Origin of the sequence: Sphingobacterium kitahiroshimense, from assembly GCF_025961315.1 — a bacterium.
Taxonomy (GTDB): domain Bacteria; phylum Bacteroidota; class Bacteroidia; order Sphingobacteriales; family Sphingobacteriaceae; genus Sphingobacterium; species Sphingobacterium anhuiense.
In genome coordinates this window covers 5,083,342-5,109,705 of the sequence record NZ_JAOQNK010000001.1, presented here as the reverse complement: position 1 = coordinate 5,109,705, position 26,364 = coordinate 5,083,342, and the positions used below count along the sequence as shown (strand labels likewise).

Annotated in this window: 19 protein-coding genes; 8 read left to right on the top strand and 11 right to left on the bottom strand. The window is 36.6% G+C overall.

The window, feature by feature from the left end:
• Positions 1–27: 27 nt before the first annotated feature.
• The 6 genes from M2265_RS22080 to M2265_RS22055 all read right to left on the bottom strand — a co-directional run bounded on the left by M2265_RS22080 (position 28) and on the right by M2265_RS22055 (position 13,558).
• Positions 28–2,892: a TIM-barrel domain-containing protein gene (locus tag M2265_RS22080; RefSeq protein WP_243655429.1), complete on the bottom strand. Its 2,865-nt coding sequence runs from the start codon at positions 2,890–2,892 to the stop codon at positions 28–30.
• 173 nt (positions 2,893–3,065) lie between these two features.
• Positions 3,066–7,067 (bottom strand): two-component regulator propeller domain-containing protein, encoded by a 4,002-nt coding sequence (locus M2265_RS22075; RefSeq protein WP_132770656.1) that lies wholly within the window; start codon positions 7,065–7,067, stop codon positions 3,066–3,068.
• A 284-nt stretch (positions 7,068–7,351) separates the two neighbouring features.
• Entirely contained in the window at positions 7,352–7,930 is a 579-nt protein-coding gene (locus M2265_RS22070; RefSeq protein WP_237682789.1) for a fasciclin domain-containing protein, read from the bottom strand.
• Positions 7,931–7,934: 4 nt separating this feature from the next.
• Complete coding sequence (locus M2265_RS22065) at positions 7,935–9,308, bottom strand: RagB/SusD family nutrient uptake outer membrane protein (protein WP_132770660.1); 1,374 nt, start codon at positions 9,306–9,308, stop codon at positions 7,935–7,937.
• 9 nt (positions 9,309–9,317) lie between these two features.
• Complete coding sequence (locus M2265_RS22060) at positions 9,318–12,410, bottom strand: SusC/RagA family TonB-linked outer membrane protein (protein ID WP_132770662.1); 3,093 nt, start codon at positions 12,408–12,410, stop codon at positions 9,318–9,320.
• A gap of 287 nt (positions 12,411–12,697) precedes the next feature.
• Positions 12,698–13,558: an HD domain-containing protein gene (locus M2265_RS22055; protein WP_132770664.1), complete on the bottom strand. Its 861-nt coding sequence runs from the start codon at positions 13,556–13,558 to the stop codon at positions 12,698–12,700.
• A gap of 308 nt (positions 13,559–13,866) precedes the next feature.
• On the opposite strand from M2265_RS22055, the gene M2265_RS22050 reads away from it, so the two are divergent.
• The gene (locus M2265_RS22050) at positions 13,867–15,186 is read left to right on the top strand and encodes a serine hydrolase domain-containing protein (RefSeq protein WP_132770666.1); all 1,320 of its coding nucleotides are present in this window, start codon (positions 13,867–13,869) and stop codon (positions 15,184–15,186) included.
• Between the two features lie 348 nt (positions 15,187–15,534).
• On the opposite strand, the gene M2265_RS22045 is transcribed toward M2265_RS22050, so the two are convergent.
• Genes M2265_RS22045 through M2265_RS22035 form a run of 3 tightly spaced genes read right to left on the bottom strand, consistent with a single transcriptional unit; the run spans position 15,535 to position 17,006 of the window.
• Positions 15,535–16,479: a HipA domain-containing protein gene (locus M2265_RS22045; RefSeq protein WP_165905912.1), complete on the bottom strand. Its 945-nt coding sequence runs from the start codon at positions 16,477–16,479 to the stop codon at positions 15,535–15,537.
• Positions 16,472–16,807 carry a HipA N-terminal domain-containing protein gene (locus M2265_RS22040; RefSeq protein WP_132770668.1) on the bottom strand — a complete coding sequence of 112 codons (336 nt, stop codon included), beginning with the start codon at positions 16,805–16,807 and terminating at the stop codon, positions 16,472–16,474. Before M2265_RS22040 ends, M2265_RS22045 begins: the two co-directional genes overlap by 8 nt.
• A complete protein-coding gene (locus tag M2265_RS22035; protein WP_132770669.1) occupies positions 16,788–17,006 on the bottom strand; it encodes a type II toxin-antitoxin system Y4mF family antitoxin in 219 nt (72 codons plus the stop codon). Before M2265_RS22035 ends, M2265_RS22040 begins: the two co-directional genes overlap by 20 nt.
• Before the next feature lie 369 nt (positions 17,007–17,375).
• On the opposite strand from M2265_RS22035, the gene M2265_RS22030 reads away from it, so the two are divergent.
• Positions 17,376–19,577 carry an alpha-galactosidase gene (locus M2265_RS22030; RefSeq protein ID WP_207902439.1) on the top strand — a complete coding sequence of 734 codons (2,202 nt, stop codon included), beginning with the start codon at positions 17,376–17,378 and terminating at the stop codon, positions 19,575–19,577.
• A 76-nt stretch (positions 19,578–19,653) separates the two neighbouring features.
• Here the strand turns inward: M2265_RS22030 and M2265_RS22025 are convergent, their stop codons facing one another.
• The gene (locus tag M2265_RS22025) at positions 19,654–20,028 is read right to left on the bottom strand and encodes a winged helix-turn-helix transcriptional regulator (protein WP_132770671.1); all 375 of its coding nucleotides are present in this window, start codon (positions 20,026–20,028) and stop codon (positions 19,654–19,656) included.
• Positions 20,029–20,119: 91 nt separating this feature from the next.
• On the opposite strand from M2265_RS22025, the gene M2265_RS22020 reads away from it, so the two are divergent.
• From M2265_RS22020 to M2265_RS21995, 6 genes are all read left to right on the top strand, one after another.
• Positions 20,120–21,112, top strand: a complete 993-nt coding sequence (locus M2265_RS22020) for a quinone oxidoreductase family protein (RefSeq protein ID WP_132770673.1) — start codon at positions 20,120–20,122, stop codon at positions 21,110–21,112.
• On the top strand, positions 21,105–21,578 hold the full coding sequence (locus tag M2265_RS22015) for a cupin domain-containing protein (RefSeq protein WP_132770675.1): 474 nt from the start codon (positions 21,105–21,107) through the stop codon (positions 21,576–21,578). Before M2265_RS22020 ends, M2265_RS22015 begins: the two co-directional genes overlap by 8 nt.
• 367 nt (positions 21,579–21,945) lie before the next feature.
• A complete protein-coding gene (locus M2265_RS22010; RefSeq protein ID WP_132770676.1) occupies positions 21,946–23,742 on the top strand; it encodes a hypothetical protein in 1,797 nt (598 codons plus the stop codon).
• A gap of 10 nt (positions 23,743–23,752) precedes the next feature.
• Complete coding sequence (locus M2265_RS22005; RefSeq protein ID WP_132770678.1) at positions 23,753–24,454, top strand: hypothetical protein; 702 nt, start codon at positions 23,753–23,755, stop codon at positions 24,452–24,454.
• A 705-nt stretch (positions 24,455–25,159) separates the two neighbouring features.
• Complete coding sequence (locus M2265_RS22000) at positions 25,160–25,639, top strand: hypothetical protein (protein ID WP_132770679.1); 480 nt, start codon at positions 25,160–25,162, stop codon at positions 25,637–25,639.
• A gap of 134 nt (positions 25,640–25,773) precedes the next feature.
• Positions 25,774–26,142, top strand: coding sequence for a nuclear transport factor 2 family protein (locus M2265_RS21995; protein ID WP_132770681.1), 369 nt, complete (start codon positions 25,774–25,776; stop codon positions 26,140–26,142).
• A gap of 83 nt (positions 26,143–26,225) precedes the next feature.
• Here the strand turns inward: M2265_RS21995 and M2265_RS27040 are convergent, their stop codons facing one another.
• Entirely contained in the window at positions 26,226–26,354 is a 129-nt protein-coding gene (locus tag M2265_RS27040; protein WP_413716347.1) for a glycoside hydrolase domain-containing protein, read from the bottom strand.
• Positions 26,355–26,364: the final 10 nt, after the last annotated feature.

Sequence of the window (26,364 nt, the reverse complement as noted above, 5' to 3'; positions counted from 1 at the left end):
TAATTTAAAATTTAAAATCGGTTGTATTTATTTTAATTTAACCTGTAGTGTTTTTCCGGAATAAGAAATCATCTTTGATTTTTTGGCCTGTATATCAATACCGGCGCCGTGAGCAGGATCAACAAAAATGATATTGAATTTTCGATCCTTTAGCATACCAGCAAACGAACCAGCACGGTCTGCTAATAAGAGTGTTTTTGTGCTGTTGTCATAGGTCATATCGATACGGCTATATTGTCCTTTCTCGTAATTATAATTGATTCCTTCATCTTCATATAGCGTAAATTCACCATCGGCTCCATCGTAAACATACAGGTTGATCAGATCTTGTTTTTGCTCAGTTGTAAACTGAATGGTTCTGCCTACTGGCAATATTGATCCTGCTTTTACAAATACCGGCATACGCTCATAAGCAGCTTCTGCTGTGATATCTTGTCCTCCCTGACTCATTTTGCCCGTGTAGAAATTGTACCAATCTCTGCCTTCGGGTAAATGAATGACTCTCGAAGTGGCTCCCATTTCTGTAACTGGACTGATCAATAAGGATGGTCCCCACAGGTACTGGTCATTAATATTAAACCCCTTCTGATCTTCGGGAAAGTCCATTGCCAATCCACGAATCATCGAGTAGTCTTCAAAAAATGTCTTTGCGGCTATACTGTAATTGTAAGCCAGAAGTTTATAGCGCAGATTGATGTAATACACCATGCTTTTATATGCTGGATGATCTTCTGGCGCTATATTAAAAGGTTCGCGAAATGGAAATTGACCATGAGCGCGGAATATAGGCAGGAAAGTGCCATACTGATACCATCTGGAATTCATTTCGCGCCATTCTTCCTGATCTGCAGGATTGGGCTTATGAAATCTATTCTCTACTAAAAAGCCACCGGCATCCATCGTCCAGTAAGGCGTACCAGACATTGAAAAGTTGATTCCAGCAGCAATCTGATCCTTCATATCATGCCATCTTGAAGCTATATCGCCACTCCAAGCTGCAGCCGCATAGCGCTGCTGGCCCGCAAAATAGGAACGTGTTAAAATAAATACACGTTTATTGGGATCTGTTTCGCGCTGTCCCTCATAGATTCCTTTCGCATTTTGAAGTGGAAATGCATTGTAATAGCGGACTGATGATCCGATATTTGGCTGAAAGACAGATTTGCGTTCGTTCAGATCGATGTTTGAATGTATATCAGGTTCACTGGCATCCATCCACCAGGCATCGACGCCAATTTGAAAAAGATTTTTGTCTAATAATTGCCAAAATCCATCGCGTGCTCCTTTATTGAAGGGATCATAAAAAGTCGATGTATATCCTTTTCCGATCCAGTCTTTCCGTCCATCATAAATATTTCTGGTGTAAATCCATTTATTGTCGCTGAACTGTTTGTAGACGGTAGATTGTTCATTGATCTTGGGCCATGCCGAAATCATCAACTTATAATTTTGATCATGTAATTTTTTGATCATCCCTGCTGGATCAGGGAATCGCGTCTTATCAAACTGCTGGCTTCCCCAGTCGGGCTCTGACCAGTATGACCAATCTTGTACGATATTGTCAATGGGAATTTTTCGGTTTCGAAATTCTGTTGCGACACTTTCAATCTCCGCTTGCGTTTTATACCGTTCGCGACTTTGCCAGTAACCAAAACTCCATAAAGGCATAATCGGTGCTTTTCCTGACACGTGGCGATATCCAGAAACGACTTCATCCATCGATTGACCATGTACAAAGTAATAATCAATCGCATCACCGGCTTCAGAGTTAAAAGAAAACACATTTTTACGCTGCTCTGGAATAGGGCTTTGCCAATTTAAAGTAAAATAAGATTCTCCCCCATCTGGCAACCATTCTATACGAATATCATGATCCTCTTCTCGTTTAAATTGCTGTTCAATTTCAAATGTTCCTGCATTCCAGGATTGTCTCCACCGATCAGCGACCAATTGTCCATCAATCCACACTTTCATGTAACCCGAGTATTTAAAATGGAGCACATGTTTTCCTGAATAGGGAGAAGATATACGGCCTTCATAGATAACTTTACTGTCTACGAGTTTGACATCTTTGGGAAACTTATGCTGATCAGTCAGGTAACTATATTCGATAATTGATTCGGGACGTGACAGGAAAACTTCGTCATCTTTATGCTTATTCACATAGGTTGCTGTCAACCACCCTTGCTCGCCCTCTTTAGAAGTTAATTTAAATGCATTGAGGGGCAGAAAAGCACGTGTATCTCCAGCTTTGGTGATGGAATAGTTGTGCCATAAAAGCCCATAATTGTTTGTCGAAACTAAAAAAGGAATTCCAATTTCGGTATTATATTGCAACAAAGTCACCTGTTTACCGCGATTGTAATTCATAATCGCATTTTGATGCTGACCAAGTCCAAATATACCCTCAGCGGTGTCTACAATAAAATCTTGATTTAATCGATAAAAAGGATCTCCATTATAGCTATCGGGAATGAATGCATCGGCATTTCTTTTTGATTCACTAAAAATTCTCTTACCTGATATATCAAAAAATTCGACTTTCCCGCTCACCAAAGAAACCTTAGCGATAAGATCCGATGTTGTTAAGTCGATCGTCGAATCTGTTGGTTGTACATGAAAGGATTTGAGCTGACGCTGCAAAGAATCGACGACCACCAAACTTGCTTGTGATGGAAATGGATCTCCATAAGGAAGTGCAGTGACGCGGATGATTTTATCCGTGATCACATCCAGATAAACATCTTGATCAATGGCACTTTCAGATCCCTTGAAACTGATCTTGACACCTGATTGGGTTTTTATAAAATTGGATTTATTCACTTGCGCATTTCCATTATGGACAAGTGCAAAAAGCATAATACCGCTCAGAGCAAACTTTAGGTTTTGCATATATAAATAATTACTGGTTTAATTTTGGTTATTTCCCTTTTACCGTTTGAATTGGTAGGATCAAATATAGCGCAGTAGTTATTTCCGGGAGGGGGTATTATGTTAACAATTAGGGTATCTAATGTTAACTGGTGAGATCTGCAGAGATTATCAATAAATCACAATAATTTAATTTACAGACTTTTACGATAATAGGATGGTAAAAATCCGAAAGTAGCTTTAAAGTATTTCGTAAATTGTTTGGGATTACTAAAACCAACTTCATATGCAATTTCTGAAAGCGATAAACTGGAATGTTGTATCAGGTGCATGGCTCTTGTTAGACGGATATGCCTGATGTATTCTGTTGGTGAATATCCGGTAATGGCTAATATCTTTTTATAAAGTCCTACCCGGGTCATGTGCATGTTTCCGGCTAATACTTCGACAGACAACGTCGAGTCTGACAAATCTCGCTCGACTTCAAGAATGAATTCGCGGATGAACTTCTCGTCGGCAGACTCAACCTCTGGCTGGTTGAGTTCGATTGCGATTTGCTTTTTGTATTTTTTAACCAGGGATGATTTTTGATCCAGGACACTGGCGATTTTAGATTTCAGCAATTCAAAATTAAATGGTTTTAGAACATAATCTGAAGCCCCTGCACGGATTGCCTGCAGCTGTATTTTTTGATCCAGCACAGCAGTTACCATAATGACAGGAATATGTCGGTAACGTTCTGATGATTTTAGATACAAGCAAAAATCGATACCGCTTTCACCAGCAAGCTGAATATCGGCAATCACTAAATCATACTCCTTTTTTGTCAGATGGTCTTTTGCTTCCTTTACGGTACAGACACCATCAACTACGTATTCATCGTTTAAATTTCTTTTCAAATATTCTAAAAATTCTATATGATCTTCAATCAGCAAAATCTGATTTCTCTTGTTGATTTGTTTCTCCGGGAGTACTGATGTTTCCGAAATCGCTTCGATCGGTATTTCAACCACAAAACATGATCCTTCTCCGACTTTGCTCTGAACGGAAATATTTCCATTGAGAAACTCGACATATTCTTTCACGATGGCTAATCCAAGACCTGTACCTTGATTTAAACGGCCACTGTTGACATCATATTGAAAATAACGGTCAAATATCCGATTTTGATATTCTTCCGGTATCCCGGGACTTTGGTCTTTAATCTCTAATCGCCATATATCGAGGTCATCGTTTTGTTCCTTAATCGTGCTCGTGATATGTATAGTACCTCCCGATCTGCTGAATTTGATCGCATTTGACAATAGGTTGAATAGGATACTTTCCAATTTTCCTTTGTCAAAATTACCGAGATAATGATCGCGGTTATATATCACTTCAATGCAGAGCGAATTGACTTCGGCCAATTGGAAAAAGGGCTCAATCTGTTCTTTCGTAAAAAGAATTAAATCGCCATATTCGTCCATACGGCTAAGCTGGTTTTTTTCCAGTTTTCGAAAATCCAGCAATTGATTGACCAAAATCAATAGACGAGATGCATTTTTATTGATCAGCCTTAAATTTTCTTTTTTATGCAGATCTGTTTCTTCTTTTAGAAGCTGCTCTGATGGGGTTAAAATTAAACTGATCGGCGTTCTGAACTCGTGGCTTACGTTAGTAAAAAAGCGTGTCTTCAACTCTTCGAGTTCTTTTGCTTGCAGCGCCTGTTCTTTGACCATTATCAATTGATTTCGTGTCTTTGTCCGCAGTTTTACCCACGCTTGCCACAGGTAGATACAGGAAATAGAAATCAGCACGTAAAGCATTAATGCCCAATTGCTCCTCCAAAAAGGAGGCTCAATCACGAGGGTTAATAATAATGTTTTTTCAGACCAGCTTTCATTATCGACTGAATGTCGGATGTAAAATCGGTATGTTTTGGAATCAAGATTCGTAAAATTGGCCTTCATTGTTCCCGTTTCAAAATCAAACCACTCCTCACTGAGTCCATCCAACTGATACTGGTAGATCCGATTATCCTGCTGCAAATAATTAAATGAGGATAGTTCCAAGGAGATCGCATTTTGGTCATATGGCAGTTCTAATTTCTTCACATTGGTCAGTGCCTCATTATAAATAACCTTGCCGTTTACACGTTCACCAACGTTGATTTTACGATTAAAAAGATAGATATTGGATAGAACAGGTGTTATATTTTCTTTTGATCCCAAAATTTGATTTGGATCAATAATATTATAACCGTTTGGTCCTCCAAATATGAGCTGGCCGTTATCCATCTTTAAAGCTGAATTTTCATTAAAGACATTGCTTTGTAGTCCCTGTTCTTTGGTGAAGTTACGAATGACAAATTGCTTAGCATTTTGATTGGGAACAATTTCAGATAATCCTTTTGCTGTTGAGGCCCACATATTGCCCTTATTATCTTTGATTAATACCAGTACGGCATTGTCAATCAGACCGTCGCTCGTATTGAGGTATTGGATCGTTTCATCCTGAATGATATTAATTCCCTCTTGAGTGGCCACCCAAATGCGACCCAGCTCATCTTCCTTAATATCATATATCAAATCATTGGAAAGACGCAACTTGCCTTCTTTTTCATTAAATTGATGGATTTCCCCATTTGACCGAATCAATTCGATGCCTGTAGCAGTTCCAACCCAGATATTATTTTTTGAATCTTCAAATAAAACAGATACATAGGTACTGGAAATTGTCTTTCCCTCACGCGAGCGATAGGTGGAAAACGTTTCCGTATCCTTATTAAACAAATATAAACCAGCAGATAGTGTTCCGACCCAGAAACGACCTCTTGAATCTTCAAATATTTCCCAGACGCTATCGTCTGGTAATCGATCAGCGCCTTTGTTGTATGTTTTGAAACTTTTACCATCGAACCGACTCAATCCCCCGTGGTAAGTACCTACCCAAAGTATATTTTTTTGATCCAGATACAGACTTACGACAACGTTACTGGGTAAAGAAGTTGCATCATTTGGATTGTGTAGATATTGTTTATATACTTTATCTTGAAAGTTATAATGCAAGAGACCGCCACCATTTGTACCGATCCATAAGTTATGATTTTGATCTTGAATAAACCTGTTGACATCATCAAATGGCAATGTTTTGGCGTATCCTGCATAATTTTGGTATACCGGAAAAAGCAGTAAGTTTGGATGATAATAACTGATACCGCCCTTATATGTCCCAACCCAGATAATACCTTTCGGATCTTTATACAGGGATGTAATACTATTATAGGGTAAACTTCTTAAATTATACGCCTCGTGATTGATCACAATAATTGATTGCATCTTTTTATTAAAGACGTTGATTCCACCATGATCAGTAGCTAACCAAATGAGACCTTGTTCATCTTGAACGATACTGCCTACAAATACATTCGAAAGTTGTTCTTTGATGTGACTGATCTCATCCGATCCAGCTCTGACCCAAAATACGCCGATTGGAACATCTTTTGAATAAATCCACAGATCTCCTTCGCGATCTATAAATAGACCATACGTAACGCGCTGTTTGCTGGCAGGTAAAGAAAATTGTTTAAGAATCTTCCAGGTCTTTTTTTGTACGAGCTGTGTCAAACCGTTTTCATAGATTATCCAAAAAGATTCCTTCGAATAATTTACAACATCGACAATTTTTTGATTCTTAAGTGGTGAAAATTTTCTCGTTTTTTTTGAAATCGTATGTGTTAGCATGAATGAATTATCGCTGTACAAAACAGCATATTCATCATCTTCAAAATGGCGGATAATTTGAGGATCTCCGATCGGTAAATTCCATGTCTGAAGAATGGAATCTATATTTTGAATGATTACTCCTTTTTTTTGATCGTACACATTCATTTTCGAATGGGTACGGATCCAAATTTGTTGCCCTGGTCCTTCAAACAATGCCGATATACGATTACTGCTCAATCCAAAGCCTTTGTTTGATGAATAACGGAAATTTGTAAATTGAAGTCCATCAAATCGACTAAGTCCAGATTCCGTTCCAAACCACATGTAATTATATTGATCTCGCAGGCTGCAATTGATATGGTTATGTACCAATCCTTGATCGGAAGTGATGTTCTTGAAAGAATAGACTGTCCCTTGCTCTTGACCGAAACAAAAACTAGTAATCCATGAAAAAAAAAGTATACTGATCGAAAGTAAGGTACTACGGAGCATCAAAATTTATAATTAGTACTGTAATACCAATATTAACAAAAATATTATTCAAATAAGAATAACCGATTGAAGTTTCGACATTTGTGTAGACAAATTATATGGATCTTTAACAAGCGATGAGGGGAACTGATACTGAGCCAGCAGAACGGGAAAGAACAAAAAAACTATTTAATCAGGCTTTAAAAATAAGAAGTAATTGGATCAGGTCTTGAACATCCGGTACTTTCTCAAAGAAAATTACGTTCCTGCATTTTAACTGTTGTGGAAATGCAGGAACAATATACCTATTTTACCTTCTCGGAATAGAAAACAACCTGATCAACAATATGGATGACACCATTGTCCGGAACAAGATTTGACGTACGGATTTGCCATTGCTTATTGGTTCCTTCATTGATGAGCCCCACATACGTACCGGTATGGGATAAATACATGATCTCACCTTTTTCAGTCTGATATGCAATGGGCTTGTTCTTTGGAGACAATGCAGGATCATTAAAATTCACTACTGCTTTTACAATATGATAACGCAACATATCTTTCAGTATGGATACCGGTACTGTACCTATAGCGTCGTAATTATTTTCTTCTAAATATGCCTTAAACGCACGATTCGTGGGCAGAATAAAGGTCGATTTCTCTGTACGTTCGTATAATGCTTCATCCTTAGCTAGCGTAATTGCTTCTTTTAGGGAAGACAAAGAATCATTTTTTTGGATATAGGCCCATGCAGACATATTTAATTTGCTATTGTCTTCTGCATAATCGTATTCAAAGCTGTCCTGTACTTCGCAACTAAAAAAAGTAACCACCACTGCAAAACTAAACAGAAAAAAAGTAACGATATATTTGATCTTCTTCATATGATTATCTATAAAATTCATTTTGTTTCAAATTTGGATTTTTTAATAGTTCGCCTTCGTGTATTGGCCACAGGAGATTTCGATTGTCCGAGAGACCGTTGATCGGTTTCATGGTTGAAATTGCAGTACCAGTCCGTACAAGATCAAACCACCGATGTCCTTCAAAAGAAAGCTCTATAGATCTTTCGTGCAAAATACCGGTGAGTAAGTTTCCAAATTGGATGTTGGCTTTATTTTGATCCAAAGCAACGAGTCCTGCACGAATGCGGATACGGTTCAGTAAGTCCAATGATTCAACGGGCTGGTTTAAATTTGCATGTGCTTCGGCCTTCAGTAAGAGGATATCAGCCACTCTGGTAAGTACCATATTTCCTGCCGAAGGTTCTGGACTCTCGTCATTAAATCCCTGTCCAAAAAATTTCCAGATCTTACGTGGCTGTACTTGGGACACATCGTAAATCCGTGGTTTGCGGAGATCCCCCGGTTCGATAGACGCAATAAAAGATGTACTGGGTACATAGTCACTATCTGATCCCATGGCGTACCATATACGGAGGTTATTGGTCTGTACTTCATTGTAGCCGACTTCAAAAATACTTTCAGCACTGCTCCCTTTTACAAAAATGTTATTCCAATCCTCGATCGACACCAAGGTATATTGCGGATCTGCGAGCACCTTTTCGGACATTTCTATGGCCTGCGCATATTTCTTTTGCCACATATACAGTTGCGTCAGAAATGCATAAGCAGCTCCTTTGGTGATTAACACGCGATTCCCGGCACCTGAATAATTTGTAGCACAATTCTCCGTCGCGAGCATCAAATCTTCCTCTACCTTAGCCAATACTTCAGCCTCCGTGTTCTTTTTGACAAACAGATCTTGACCCAAACCCTCATACGGTTCGATGACTAAAGGTACCTCCCCCCAGATCCGAACTAAGTAAAAATAAGCGAGTGCCCTCAACGCATGTGCCTGCCCGAGTAATTGTTTTTTTAGTTCGCTATCCTCATCTCCAAATGCTTGGGGAATATATTTGATTGCGTAATTCGCGCGGGATATAACGGTATAAAAATTATCCCACCGTGCTGAATTGATAATTGGCGTTAGCGTATTTTGTTGCAGCGCTCCAGGATCACCGGCATGACGGGTCACCACATTATCAGCCCGGCCCTCGCCCCAGTGGGCATAATTTTGACGGAAAAGAGTTTGTAGACCATTATAGATTCCATTGACTCCAGCTTGGGCATCACTGGGCTTTTTATAATACCCTTCTCCAGAAAAATTGCTAATAGGTTCCTTATCCAGCAATGAATTAGAACAGCTGGTAACAGATAGAAAAAGAATAGACCAAAATATGTATTTATACAATTTTTTCATCGTTATTTATTAAAGTCCAAAGATTAAACCAAACGTAAATGTGCGGCTCTGTGGGTAAGAACCTTCATCCAACCCTACACGAAGGCCGGAATAGGAATTGACATCGGGGTCAAAGCCAGTATATTTGGTCCAAGTGACCAGATTCGTAGCAGTAACAAATGCATCCAGCTTGCGCAGGCCGATCCGTTTGCTCAAAGCTGAATCAAAAGAATATCTTAAATTGACGTTCTTTAATTTGAGATACGAACCATCTTCAACCCATCTACTTTGGACCCTGCTATCGGACTGTTTTGGATCGTCCCGAATCAATCGTGGAAAATCTGTTTGATCCCCCTGCTCCCGCCACCGATCAAGGGCATCGGTAGATAAATTGTTGTAACGAACAATTGAGTTTCGTTGATGATTCAATTCGTTGTAAATCTGATTTCCGACAGCATACTGAAAAAACACATTCAGATGAAAGTTCTTATAGCTAAAATCGTTGGAGATTCCGCCGAAATACTTAGGCTCTGCATATCCGATTATCTCCCGGTCATTCTGATCGATAATTTTGTCATTGTTGACATCCTTCCAAATGGGGTCTCCACCTACAAAGACAGCTCCGTTGGCTCCGTTTGTTAGCTTGTTTGTATTGTCTTCATCACGCGCATAGACGCCAAGAAAACTCCAACCATAAAATACGCCAATAGGTAAACCTTCTTGCAGTATATGGAAATTACCGTTTTGGATATGCCCGTTAGTCAGTAAATTTTTAGGTAAGGAAGTCACTTTATTCCTATTCAAGCTAATGTTTACATTGGTGCTCCAACGAAAGGCTCCTTCTAGATTACGGGTCTGTAGGCTAAATTCCAAGCCCCGATTCTCAATCGACCCTATATTTTGCGTAATATATTCAAAACCAGAAGTTCCAGGGGTAGGCACATTATACAGCAGATCTTTTGTTTTCTTCAAGTACGCATCTGTTGAAAACAGGATTCTATTTTTAAAAAACCCTAGCTCTAAGCCCAGATTATATTGGTGGGTAGTCTCCCAAGTGAGGCTCGGATTGGGCATCACTGTCGGCGCAGCACCCGAAAAATCCAAATAGTTTGTTCCTAAGGTAAACTCTCCTCTTGATGTGTAATCACCGATGGCTTCATTTCCAGTACTTCCGAGGCTAAAACGGAGCTTACCGTCGCTCAGCCAACCCAGATTTTTGATACCTTCTTCTTCCACGAAACGCCATCCTGCGGATGCAGAGGGAAAGAACCCAAACCGCCGATCACGGCCAAAGCGGGAAGAACCGTCAGAACGAAGATTGAATTCTAATAAATATTTGCTCTCATAATCGTATGTAACCCGGCCGAAATAAGAAAGCATAGCATGTTCGGAAGCGACATTTACACCTTGGTTTGAAATGACAGATGCACCATTTAGGGTACGTATGTCATCGCTTGGAAAATATTCTCCATTGAGACCTGTTCTGTCATAACGCCATTTCTGAAAGCTCACTCCAAACACAGCCCCAATATTGTGCTTATCCGCTACATTTTTGGTGTAAGTAAAGTAGCTCTCATTTCCCCAAGTAAGATTTCCGGAAGATCGCACAGCACCGCTATTGTATCCTTCGCGATAGTCCAGTATCGATGGCATAAATTCATCTTCCTTCATTGCAATATAATCCAGATTGACATTGCTCCGGAATTTAAGATCTTTATAGATATCAATTTCTAGATATTGGCTTCCAATAATGCGATTGCTCTTATTGAGATTGGTTGAAAACAAAGCCATACCGACAGGGTTGCGCTGTCCAATCATATAGCCGTTCAGTGATCCATCAGGCAAGTACATCGACATATTTGGCGGCCTTATCAATAAACTCCTGATAATACTCAAATTCCCTGATCCAGCAGCATTCGTTCGGTTGTTGACCGCGTTTGTGTAGGAAATGCTCTGCCCTATCCGCACACGATCTGAAATTGTAAAGTCAACATTCAGTCGGGAGGTGAACCGTTTATAATTCGAATTCAATATAACTCCATCTTGATCCAAATAGGACGAACTCCAGGCGTATTTTGTTCCTTCATTACCTCCTCTTACAGAAAGATCCAACTTATATTGTTTTGCTGTACGCATCAATTCATCCTGCCAGTCTACATCACCATTGTTCATGGGGTTGAGGGAATCGATAATCGTATAGAAAGGGTCTTCTGGGATTGTCATCCCACGATAAGAGTCCAACACTGCTTCTCGGTATTGTCTGGCATTAAGAACACTTAGTTTTCGCGTCAAGGAACTCACTCCTGCATTTGCATTCAATATCACTTCCGGCTTACCAGCTGCACCACGTTTGGTCGTAATCATCACAACTCCATTGGCAGCGCGGGAACCATAAATTGCTGTTGAGGCTGCATCTTTTAGGATTTCAATAGAGGCGATATCGCTTGGATTGATATCCGCCATTGGATTTAGACCTGAATTTTCTGTACCATTTAAAGAAGAAATAGAATTGGATTCCAGCGGAATACCATCTACAACAAAAAGCGGATTATTACCCGAGTTCAGCGAAGAACTTCCCCGGACACGGATACTCATCTCTCCCCCAGGTGCTCCCGAATTGGACGATACCTGCACGCCGGCTGCCCGTCCCTGTAAAATGGAAATCGGATCCTGCAACGTTGTTTTCTCAATTTCAGCAGCACCCACAGAAACAATAGCTCCTGTTAGATTTCGTTTTTTCTGACGGCCGTATCCCACCACAACCGTTTCTTCTATCACATTGGAAACAGGTGCTAAAGATATTGTATAGCTTGTACGCGTATCTATTTTTATCGTCTGACTGGAATATCCCAAAAATGAAAAAGTTAGCGATTGTCCTATTGCCGCATTGTCTAATACAAATCCACCTTGTTTGTCTGTCGTTACGGTTGTACCATTTTTATCGTCAAGCTTTATCGTAACTCCTAGTAAGGGTGTCTTTGTCACCGCATCGATCACTTTACCAAGGATCGTTTTTTGCTGCGCTGCCGAAGCGCAAGGAATAATGAATAGGACATGCAAAAAAAACAAGGATGGTGCATAATACGACAACCATAGTTTACATTGGGTAGCACTAAATTTCATACAAAGGTTTTAAGTTTAGATCATCTAAAAATTGTCGATAACGATTAATAAAAAGTATTTTAATGAAAACATTTACATTAAAACTTAAGCATTATCAAATAATTAACGACGAAAAAAAACCTATAGTATATGAAGTAATACATTTTGTAACATTATTGTTATAAATATGGATTTCCTGCTCCTGAAGCATACACTTATTCTGACCGATTTATGAGGGGAATTGGCAGATATAAATTATTATATAAGATTAATGAGAAATTTAGTGATGGTAAAAAAGATTTCCTTTATTAAGTACCTATGACCATAGGCTTTAGTATTCTCTCTTTGAAAACCTCTCCAGATCGAGATTCTGAAAAACTTTCAAAACCTTCCAAATTTTTGATTTTTTCAAGTTCGGCATTGAGATCAGGATCGGTCTTTATTATGGATAAAACTGCAGGATCATCTTTCCAAAGATCTAATAAAACAAGAATACCTTTTTCCAGTCCCAAAGCAATCAATTCTGCAAGCTTTGTATTGGCAAATATATGTTCCGGTTTTCTGAAATATGCATTATTGAGCTGAAGATATTTACTGGTAATCCATGAAGCTACTTCTTCACTCTGAACACCTATCTTACCATCCTGAACACCAAGTTCGCTTATAAAATCATGTGCCTCCACAATATCGATGAGGCCGAAATGATATAAATCCCTAATGCTATAATCTATTCGATCTGCACAAAGCGCAGGTAGCGGCATCTCAAGCAAGGTATGCTTTGGATCTTCCAATAAGGAAGTACTGAATCCATATTTAGCGAGAATGTTAGGTATCGTAGACTTTCCTATTACTGTTTCAAAAATTTGCTCATGATAATCTTCGCCTTTATGCTGCAAGACATAATCAATAACATGTGAAAAAGCAGTGTGCGAAACATCGTGCAAAAGCGCAGCTATCTGTTCTTCCAAACTCCCTCCAAGTTTCCTCACGAGAAGCATAACGCCGATAGAATGTTCATATCTGCTGTGATCAACATGTGGAGAAATCAAAAAAATGGCACCTCCCTGATGAATATTTTTTAACCGTTGAACAGGCTCCGAGTTTATTAGCTCGCTAAGAATATCTTCAAGTTCGAAATTGCCGTAAAAAATATCACTTACTATCATCATTCAAATATAAAGTATTTAAGGTAATGATAGAGGTAAAAATGAAAACACCCTTCTTTGTACAGGAATTCTATTAAAAAAAATATTTACAGTGCAATTGAACCAGTATGATTTACTATAAAAACTTATTTACACTGTTGGGCTCCATTTTTTAAAACACAATTCTAATGATCGCATGGATTTTATTCAAAGAAAATCAAACTCGTAAAGTATTAAAATATAAACTAAAACAATTATCTTTAAAGTCTAAGAAGCTGTAAATTACGACAGGCTCTTTATCCATCAAATTAAAAACCATAAGACAAATTATTATGCTTAAAAAAATTTCAAGTTACTTCGTACTTCTTTTGATCTCGACTAGTAGCTATGCGCAAAATATCGACTCACAAAAACTAGACTCGTATTTTGCATCACTGGAGCAAAATAACAAGTTTATGGGAAGTGTGGCTATATCAAAAAATGGTACACTTATATATTCCAAATCGGTCGGCTTTTCTGATCTTGAAAAAAATAAGAAAGCAACTACAAATTCTAAGTATAGAATTGGTTCCATTTCAAAAACATTTACTTCTGTTTTGGTTTTGAAAGCTGTAGAAATGAAAAAACTAAAACTAGATCAAACCATCGAAAGCTTTTTTCCGACGATTAAGAATGCCGAAAAAATAACCGTAGAACATTTATTAAGCCACAGAAGTGGAATACATAATTTTACGGATGACAAGGATTACCTGACCTGGAATACACAGCCTAAGACCGAAAAAGAAATGGTAGCAATTATTGCAAAAGCGGGTAGTGATTTTGAACCTGACAGCAAAGCGCAATACAGCAATTCAAATTTTGTACTGTTAACTTACATGCTTGAAAAAAGTTTCAAAAAAAGTTATACAGATCTGTTAAAAGAATTTATAACAAAACCTCTTGATTTGAAGAACACCTATATGGGAGGAAAAATTAATCCAGCGAAAGAAGAATGCAAATCATATACCTTTAATGAGAAATGGATTCTTCAACCTGAAACAGATATTTCTATACCTCTGGGGGCTGGAGGAGTTGTTTCTACACCAAGCGATTTGGTCGATTTCAGCAATGCACTGTTTAATGGCAAATTGTTGAATCCTGAAAATCTTGAAATCATGAAAAGCATCAAAGATCAATATGGGGTAGGCTTATTTCAAATTCCTTTTTATGATAAAATTGGATATGGACACACCGGAGGAATTGATGGTTTTAGTTCTGTCTTTTCTCATTTTGATGACGAAAATATTGATTTTGCTTTAACTTCAAACGGAACTAATTTCAATAATAACAATATTGCTATTGCGTTATTAAGTGCAGTTTATAATAAACCATATGATATTCCAAATTTTTCCAGCCATGAAGTATCTTCAGAAGATCTGGATAAGTATTTAGGTATTTATGCGTCCAAACAAATCCCCTTGAAAATTACGATTACAAAAGACAAAAAAACGCTGATGGCTCAAGCAACAGGACAGTCGGCATTTCCTCTTGAAGCAACAGAAAAAGATAAATTCAAATTTGAACAGGCAGGGATTGTTTTAGAATTTAGACCGGAAGAAAAAACAATGAAATTGAAACAAGGTGGTGGAGAATTTCTGTTCAATCTGGAATAATAAATCAGTAGGTCAAGGTAAGACATTCTAAGCCGATTACAATATAAAATGCTTGTAAATATACGATTTGCAAGCATTTTATATTAACCAATGACTTGTCCTCCAATACTTTTGTAATTTTTATTATTTAAATAAAAATTTTAGCCCCTTCTTTAATTTTAATTATAAAATCAGTTTTAGCACCTCTATAACTTACACAATTATACTCATACTTTTTTTTGCGAACGCAACTTTTAGCGTCTTATGTGATGTCCCTATCTCAGGAAACGGAATCAGAAAATCCCTATAACACTTCTAATCCATGATTTCCAAGTCCTATTTGAATATGAAATGTAGAAAAGAAAAAAACTATAAAAATAAACTTGCTCTTTCCTCGACTAACGTTTTGAATGCAGATTTATTATCATCGTTTAAAAAAGAAATATCAATGAGCTGTAATGCTTTTGGATTCCATTCTAGTATTCTTTTGTAAACCGTTTTAACTTGCTTATCATTTAAACCCAAAACTTCAGCCAATCGATTAAAATATCCTTTACTAAAATTCATCTTTTTCCCGCCTAATAATAAAGCTGTATCTTCCTTATCTTTAGGAAAAATGATCTTGACATTAAGCAAATCGTAAGCTGGAGAAAACACCCAGCCCAAAGAAGAATCGTTTAGCATAGAAAAGTTCTTTAGATGCATATCGTTATTTCCAATGATAAAGTTGAAAACAGTTAGTTCAAAAAATCGACGTTTATCTAACAAAGTATGGTTTGACAATTTTCCTATCATATTACCCAACAATTCCATACTACCTTTATACTTGTTTTCCAACTCCAATATCTGTAAAAAGTCTATCATATGATTTTTTGAACCATCTACATTGCGATCGATACGCTTGGTAATATAACAGAGCTCTCCAGTGATTAGTCTGATCATAGCATATGGAACTGTTTTTATATTAAATAACTCTGCTAATTTCATGGATAAATGTTCATTTTCTGGCATTTGGCTATACAAAGCATTTTGTGGCTTTAAAATATAATTACCTTCCAAGGCGTCTAAAATCGTTAATCGTCCTCGTTGACCATCAGTTAACAAATTTTTTATCCAGCCCAGAGAAAGTTTGGGTTGTACACCTGGTACTGTGATTGAATGTTGTACAGATTCTCTTGCCAAAAGTTCCATTTCATCCAAACGATATGGTAGAACGGGAGGTTCCTCTGCTCCATAAAACAATTTAGAGCATTTAGGATGATAGTCAATTTCCCTTTCACCTAATTCCTTATAGCAATACAGACATTTATTCATCTTCGTTTAATTCTATAGGGTGTACGGATACTGCGCCAATACTATTTTGACAACAAGCCAATAATAATCCCATTCTATCATTTTGATTTAATTTCCAACTTGCACTTGCAATATCTAATAACCAGCCCTCAGGTATCAAGCCGTCAAAAAATGGAAACATGGACACGCTATTATACGGGTATTTCCTTACAGGCATTTGAAATGTTATAAATTGATCAGGAAATTCTTTAATATATCCTTCATTATATTGAAAAACATATGTCCCTTCTTCTGTTTCCGTAAGTGTTCCTGCAATTATATTATTATATTTAATGATTCCCTGTCTCATAATCTTTAGCATTAACTGGTCCTAAAAAATGTCCAAAAAGCATTAACACCTGATTTACTTTTGTTAGACTTAAATTATCTTTACCTTGCTCAATCTTACGGACAACTGTTAAAGCTACTCCAGCACTTTCAGCAAGATCCTCTTGTGTGAGTCCGAGTTGCTTTCTTTTGGATTTTACAAATTCTGCTATTATATTCATTTTATATGCTTTTACATATAAAAATAAGAAAAAATATCAAATTATATGCATAAGCATATAAAAATATGAAATAATGATATATTATATGTAAAAGCATATAACCCACTTATTATGTCGCTTTTGCCCAGGCATTGATATCTTGGGTAAATTCATAAGCCTCAACCCTACAAACCATAAAAAAATAAAATAAACAATCTGCAGTTCTGATTATAATTATTGATCATTTTGAGAACAATCTAGCAATCACTATCTTAGTTGAAACGTTACTATTTATTATAGTCCACACCGATGCATCCGATCAATACGATATGGAATACATTAGGCTTTAATTAAATAGTGCTAATTACTTCAGAACCCTAAACCAACAATATGACAAAATTTATGCTACTATTTTTGTTGCTCCCTATTTTTATTGATAGTAGTGCACAACAAACGCAATTGCAACTCAAGACAACAAAAAATATCATCCTCGAAACTGCTGGCATCGCACTGGTTCTGAATGTAGAAGAAAACAAAGATGTCAATATGGTCTACCTTGGAAATAAGCTGTCAAAAGCCGATGAATATACACAAGTAACCAGGCAATATAAACAGGCTCATGACTACACCAGTATGTATCAATCTGCTTATTCGGCTTCGGGCACCCGAAACTTACTTGAACCTGCTATAAGCGTCGAGCATGCCGACGGTAATCAATCTTTAGATCTTAAATATATCGACCATAAAAATGATATCAGTATTGCTGGCAAACAGCATGTCACCATTTTTATGAAAGATGAACTGTACCCTTTCTATGTCGAATTACATTATCAGGCAAATTATCAGGACAACATCTTTGAACAATGGACGGTTATTCGGCATGAAGAGAAAAAAAATGTAAAACTAACCAAATTTGCTTCGGCTAATCTTAACCTGAAATCAGACGATTTTTACTTACGTAGCTATCACGGTGACTGGATAGCCGAGATGCAACCAGAAACAGAAAGACTTACCCATGGTATCAAAACACTGGACAGTAAACTGGGTACCCGGACCAACTTGTTGATGAGTTCTTACTTTGCCATTGGTATGGATAAGACATGGAATGAAACACAGGGAACAGTCTTACTAGGTGGGTTGGATTGGAGCGGCAACTTCAGAATTGATTTTGAAAAAGATCCGCAGGATAATTTAAGAATTATTGCAGGCATTAATAATTATGCATCGCATTATGCTTTAAAACCTAAAACAGCTTTCACTACCCCAAAATTCACCTATACGCTGTCGACGAAAGGTGTAGGTGAAGGATCTCGTAATTTTCATAGATGGGCAAAAAATAACCGCCTGGTTGATGGAAACGGAGAACGCCTCACCTTGCTCAACAACTGGGAAAGTACCTATTTTGATTTTGATGAAAAGAAAATCTTTCATCTGCTTGAAAACACCAAAAAATTAGGTGTTGATCTTTTCCTGTTAGATGATGGGTGGTTTGGAAATAAATATCCCCGAAATGCGGACACATCTGCATTAGGAGACTGGACTGAGAATAAGAAAAAACTACCCAATGGAATTGCCTCAATCACAAAAGACGCCGATAAAGTGGGTGTGAAATTTGGTATCTGGGTAGAACCTGAGATGATAAGTCCCAAAAGTGAACTTTATGAAAAGAAACCAAACTGGGTGGTGAAGCAGACAAACAGACCTGAATATTATTTTAGAAATCAGCTCGTGCTGGACTTATCCAATCCCGAAGTACAAGATTTTGTCTTCAACACTCTTGATCAATTATTACAGAAAAATCCTTCTTTAGCTTATATCAAATGGGACTGTAATGCTGTGATATACAATGCATACTCGAGTTTCCAAAGTGACCAAAATAATTTCTATGTTGACTACACCCTGGGCTTATACAAAATTCTAGAACGATTCCGCGCCAAGTATCCGAAACTTCCTATGATGCTTTGTTCTGGTGGTGGTGGGCGTATCGATTACGGTGCATTAAATTACTTTAGTGAATATTGGCCAAGTGACAACACGGATCCTTACGATCGGATCTTTATGCAGTATGAAAACTCCCTGTTCTTTCCCGCAATAGGAAGTGCAAACCATGTCACCACTTTTGGCAAACAAGATCTTAAATTTAAAATTGATGTAGCCATGATGGGAAAAATGGGTTTTGATCTAAATTTAGAAGAACTGCGTCCGGTAGAACTAAGCTTTGCACAAAAAGCCGTCAAAACATACGATAATATCAAAGATATCGTGTGGCATGGTGATCTTTATCGCTTTTCTAATCCTAGAGAAAATAATTATGCTAGTCTTGCCTACATAAACAGCGATAAAAGTAAAGCAGTGATGTTCAATTACCTCACCTTTTATAACCATGTTTTTAAAATCACTAAACCGATCAAATGGCAAGGTTTAGATCCGAATAAATCGTACAAAGTCCAAGAAATAAACCTGAATAAAGACGATAACACGATCGCTGAAAACCTGATCCTATCAGGAGACTTCTTAATGAATATCGGATTAAATCCTGTTTTAGAAAATAACAGAAGAAGCGTAGTCATCCTGTTGACAGCTACTCCATAAGTAGATCGATCACTTAACAACTTTAAATATCCTATTTCCTTTTCCATTCGACGGGGAAAGGGAATAGGATATTTTATTACAACGAATTTTTAATTTTATCTCTATGGATCAAACCCCAGTTTACCAGCGTCTCGGTCACCGGAAATACTGATTTCCCGTATTCTGTTACAGCATAAATGACCGTAATGGGTTTGGTATCTTGAATGGTTCTTGTAATCAGTAAATTGATTTCAAGCTCTCGGAGTTCTTTCGTAAGCATTTTTGCTGAAATTCCCTCTATCCCTCTTTGCAATTTCTTAAAATGAATTTGTTGATCCGTTCTGTTGGTCAGATAACGCAAAATCATCAGTTTCCACTTACCTCCCAATACATCGAGACTGTCGCGCATGGCAAAAAGCTCTTCTGTACATGTCGCCGGTCTTTCTACACCATTCTCTATAATATTTGCCATAATAGTTACCTTCATGTTACTAGTTACCAACAGTTAACTAGTGGCAAATATAAACTATTCTGCATATACCTTTGTATAAAATAAACACGTCATGAAAGTAGTTATACTCAATAAACAGGGTCAGCTGGAAGATGGATCTATTCCTAAACCAATACCGAAAGACCATGAAGTTTTGATCCAAATAAAAGCGAGCGGTTTTAATCCTATCGATTACCAGATGCTGCAAAATGAACATGAAAGAAAACTGATCAGTTCACCGATATTGGGACGAGAACTGGCAGGAATCGTAGTGGACAAGGGTGCTCAAGTACTTGATCTTCAAATCGGTGATGAGGTATTCTGTGCTAGTGGATCAATGGGCAGCAATGGTACATATGCTGAATTTATTACAGTTCCTGAAGCTATTGTTGCTGTAAAACCCAAGCGAATTTCCTTTGAGGAAGCAGCGGCAGTACCATCGGCGGCGCTAACTGCTCTACAAATTTTTAATCGGCTCCAAATCAGTCCGAAGGACACAATGCTGATTACGGGAGCTACTGGAGGAGTCGGTTCGTTTCTTGTCAAGATATTAGTGGCGCATAAAATTAATAATATCATGGCTACTGTAGGTAGTGAGGATAGTACTAAACTGCTCTTGAATATGGGACTAAAGGAAAATCAGATCGTCAATTATAAACTGCCTAATCTAAGAGATAATCTGCTTAAAGCAAACAACAATCTAACCTTTGATATCGGAATCGATCTGGTTGGAAACGAGATTGCCGAAATTACAGCGGAATTGCTAAAAATTAATGGAACCTATGTTGATGTTACTTTTATGAACACCACAAAATCCCGTGAAACGCTCTTTAATAAAGGAAGTAGCATATTGAATATCTCCAATTATGCACACAGCATGACCAAAAATTACGCATACTACAAAGATAATCTCCAGCGTATTGCGGAAATGATCCAAGACGGAACCATAAGTCCGCCAAGTTATAAAATTGTAGGCAAGCTTTCCACTGAAACAGTGCTGGAAGCTCATCGTATGCTTAAAAACAACCAGACAAAGGGAAATAAATTAATAATGATCCATGAATAAAATACCAAGAAGAATCGTCACCGGAATCCAAAACGGAAAGTCTGTGATCCTTGAAGATAAAATTGTAGCAAATGCTGTAGAACATTTTCCCAATTTGGTGATATCAGATGTTTGGAATACGCAACAGATGCCTGCCAGCCTGGATTATGAAATGCAGATCCCCAATAAGGGTTTCCCTGAAACGCCAAAAAACGGAACGTATTTTCGTTATGTCTCTATACCTCCTGACAAAGAGCTTGGTGTAGATGTAAAAATTGGACAGCCCCATCCGATGATGCATCAGACCTCCACATTGGATTACATCATCATCCTTTCAGGAGAACTTTATCTGATCATGGAAGAAGGTGAAACCCTTTTAAAGGCGGGAGACATTGTCATTCAGAAAGGAACGAACCACGCTTGGAGCAACCGCTCTGACAAGCCATGTATACAACTTGCCATTTTAATTGACGCAGTACAAGAATAATTAGTTATCATCTTCTGAATGATGAGACTGTCAATACATTATTTCTTGCGGAAATTTCAGGTTCCAAATTTGAAGGCATTCATAATATGTAATAAAAGTCAGAAACCTGACAATTTATAACCTATTCTTGAATCCAATCAGAAATCGATCGATCAGAAAAATTCTAAAGCTAAAGTGTTTTTATAATCACTAAATGAAATTTTATTAAAAAGAGACTTAAGGTATTAAATAATTTTAGTTATTTTTGGCGACAAATAAAAACCATCAATTAATCTATATGCGTCGCAAGAACTTACTATGTATTTTTAAATTATACATATGTTTTAATTTATTATGTCTTATTTCCTGTAAATATGAAAGTGAAGACTTGAATTTTCATGAAATTAAACAACCTGACAAGAATGTAAAGGTCACCATGAATGTCGCGGACGTGCCTAATGGTGAAACTATTTACATCTATGGTGCAACCGATCTAATGTATACGATCAATGCCGCTCCTGGAGCTGTTACTAAACAAGAATTTTATCTTAATAATAAACTGATTGTTGGCGAAAAGGAAGTATTGCATTTAGATCCCTCAGATCTTACAGGAAACGATTCTGATATACTGAAAGTAAAAGTAAATCTTTCTTCAGGAAATGGAAGTTTAGCTGAAGTTTTAGGCGAAGAGAAATCAAGTTTTGAATTTATATATCCAATAAAATATGTAAATCCCCAGATAAATTTGAACATTAACCAACGGATTAATTCTTCTAAGAAATTAGAAATCTATTGGAACAAGCCAAATCTTGAAGGAGCCGAAATTGAAAGTTATGAAATTTATAATTTCGACAATTTAGATCAGATTTTTATTAATAAAATTACAGATCCTAGCAAAACTAGTTTTATCGATGATGATTATTCCTACGGAGCTAAAACATATAAAATAATTACAAAATATAGGGGTAACAAAGTTCCACCAAAAGAAGATTTTTATTCTGTACAATATAAAGTTTTCACAAGCAACTATTTCAAGACAAAGACCTTAAAAAACCTAAGTTTGGATATACAATGGACCCATCCTGATGGCATTGAAAACAAATACGTTCTCGTATGGAAGGGAAATGTACTAACCATACCATTAGGTAAAAATAATGCTGAAGTATATAGACCAGCATTCCCTTTTCAAGAAGAACAGTATTATGAATTGTATATCTTACCAGAAAAAGCTGACACATGGGATTATGCTAAATATCCGAAGATTATCAACTACTTTAAGGAGCAGAAATACGGCGATCCCGAAGTAGACAATGCGCATCTTATCTTGGTTGAAGGTGACGTTAAAAACAAATTAATCCTTTCTATGAGAAGTAATAAAAATGGTTTTGGAATTCGAAATTTTGGAATTGATGACCTTGTCTTGAAAAGTAAAAATCCAGATCTTGTCCAATATCCTTATTATATCAGTTCTTTTAAAGTTTCTCAAGCGACGGGAAAAGTTGCAGTTCATTTAAGAAGCGATGTTTATGAAACTAAGCCAAAAATCGAAGTGTACTCAGATTTTACTTTCAGCAAAAAAATTAGAACTTATGTTAGCGATGATTTTCCAGTCTATTATTTGACCAATGATGATAAAATCCTTGTTGGTAACAATAATTTATATGACTATGAAATTTATGATTTAAACTCTGGTAAATTGTTGAGTAAAAAAAGAGAAGCCAATGGACAGTTCTTTCCTGGTATTTCCGAAGACGGCAGGTATACCACAAGTTCTGGGAGCTATAATAATGGTTGGTACAAAATTTATAGATATGAAAATGATCAATATACAGTAATAGCCGAAAAAACTGGGAGCCGTACCAGAAACGCTGTTGAATTTCACCCATTAATTCAAGATCAGGTTGTTCTTCAATCCTTTGATAATTATTTTTCAATTTGTGAATTACCAAGTTTAAAAGTAATTAAAAAGGTGCCTGGAGAATTTATATGTTTTGATAAATTCACTGGAAAAATATTATTTAAAGATGAGAATTTCTCTTCTAATTCGCTTATTAATGTTATGGATAGTAAATATAGCAGTATTGTCTTTAGCCTGACGACAGGCCTTTACTTCCATCCTTTCGCAGCGAGACTTTTAAACAATAATATTATCCTAAACAACAATTATGTCAATATTGGCCAATAGCCTAAAAATTATGAAAAAACTAATATTAAGTATTGCATTGTTACTGATGACTATAACCTCAATGGCGCAAATTGGGTTTGGCTATAGATTTGGCATTGGTAATTATAAAATGTCCGAAATGAGTTCATTCTTGAATGTCATTCAAAGCGGAATTAAATTAGATTATCCCGTACCTATTTCAGTTACCGACAATTTCCCAAATCATTATACCAATTATGGTGAAGTGACATATTCCGTTAAAAATAGTGACTACGGGATCAATGTCACTTATTTATCAACAGGAGGTCGATTGGCTTATTCGGATTATTCCGGCGCGATTGCTTATAATTTGAATGCAAATGCTTATCGTATCGGAGCTTTATATCGAAATTATTTCTTCCAAACCAATCAAGGACATGAGAATAATCTATCCCTTTTTGCGGAGATTTCTCCTGCAGTAACATTCAATAATATTACTTCAGATGGATATTATGAAACGCAATCAGGTCGAAAGGAAATTGATAAAAAGCATATTGTTGAATCCAAATCAACGGGTTTTTCCATTACACCTTATGTTGGTGTGCAGTGGAATTTCATAAAATCTTTGGGTGCTAACCTTGGTGTTGGTTATAATGCTGAAATCCCTGGTAAAAGCAGTGAGATGAGAGATAGTAAAATTGATTGGACTGGGCTTCGTGTTGGATTAGGCTTGAGTTATAAATTCATAAATTAATATATTGCGTTTTATCATTTCAATGTATGCTATGAAATATTACATTACTTGCTTACAGTAAATGATATCTTTTTTAAATGCGCCAAGAGTTTAAATAAATAAAAAAAGCCGTTTTGCGTAAGTAGATCGGCTTTTTTTATTTATTCAATCTTCAGAATTATCGTTTACCATTAAGAAAACTTACTAATTTATTTATATCATTAAATACATAACATCCTGCTAGAATCTTCATTTTATATGCTTTTACTCACAAAAGTATCAAGTCAAGATAAACAATATGCAAAACATATCGTTTGATATATTAAACATGACTTTCATCATTATAATAATGATTTACTAAAGCAAAACCGTTAGTTATAATTTCTAAGAAACTGCAACTATTAGATTACACCCACAAACAAAAAAACTTAATCCATTGGTTCATATGTGCTATGGACTTGCCTCATCAAAAAAAACAATTATGCATTAATAAAAATTGGATAATAAAAATATTTTCTTTTCTTTGTAAAAACACAAAAGAAAACACTTTCATAATGAACAATCTAGGACAGATTAATATTAACATCTTGATTAACGCTACAGTCGTGGTCATCGTCATTTTTTGTTCAAAATGGGAGGTTAATACTTTGTAAGATATTTAAAAATAAATAATATTATAAAAAGCTTCCCAAAAAATTTGGGAAGCTTTTTTTTTGATTCCATGTTATGAAAAAGAAAAATATGACCTCTAAATTGTTCACCTTGAATTGCAAAAATCAACGTGATTTACTACCAGAAATCATTTCAACAATGTATCAATTAGGATTAGAAATTGAGACCATTTCACAATCCCGTACAGATATTCCGGAAATAGTATTGATAACGATTGAGGTAGCTATGCCTGGAATCTTAATCGATAATACACTACTCAATCTTAAAAAAATAGCCGATGTACTGGATGTTACAATCACTTTTGGTTCTGTTTTAAATGCTGCATTGTTTAAAATATCATTTGACACAAATGAAAACATCTGGGAAATTTTACATCGTTATAATGTACGCTGTGTTTCTATGGAAAATAACACCTTGTTAATACACCAAATTGCTAAGGAAAGTGATATTCAAAGGTTATACAATGCCTTAGAAGGGCCTGGACTAATATCTTTTTCGCAGTTGCCACTTTCAAATTATCAATCTACCATTTAATAGCAGTTTCGGTACACAGCAATTATCCATTTATGCAACAGGAGTATGAGGAGAGTTATTCTTTAAAAGTTTATTTAATTAGTAGTGGACTAAAAATAAATCATTGAAGTTGGACGCTAAAAATATAATAACCAATGATAGAAACAGATATTTTAGATCAGGAAAATAGACTTTATGAAGCGATCAAGGAAAGTAATATAAACGTGCTTGAAGAACTGCTGCACGATGATCTGCTTTTTGTCCTTCCAAGCGGAGACGTCATAACAAAGGAAATGGATTTACAGAGTTACCGTGACGGTAATTTAAAAATCCGTGAGCTTATTCCCCATGTTGAACATCTAAACATCATAGATGATACAGCAGTGATTACGTTGACCTTGGAATTAAAAGGAAATTACAGTGGTCAAGACTTTGAAAGTAAGTTTCATTACATCCATTTTTGGAAAACATTCCCTAGTGGAATAAAAGTAGTTGGAGGAAGTGGAAGGATTGTTCATGTTTAAACGGGCAGTACCATTTAAAAGCGTTGCAAAAAGCCATTAACTTTTTGCAACGCTTTAAATTAAAACAGTGCTACTGCAACAACTTATTTCTTATACCATACTGGCCCAGGTTTGTTCCCCATTTCGAATACCAACGTCGCACCCGACATCAATTGCCGATGCGTGATATAACTTGTTTCAAGCGGTTTGCCATCTATTGAAACAGATTGGATAGAAATATAA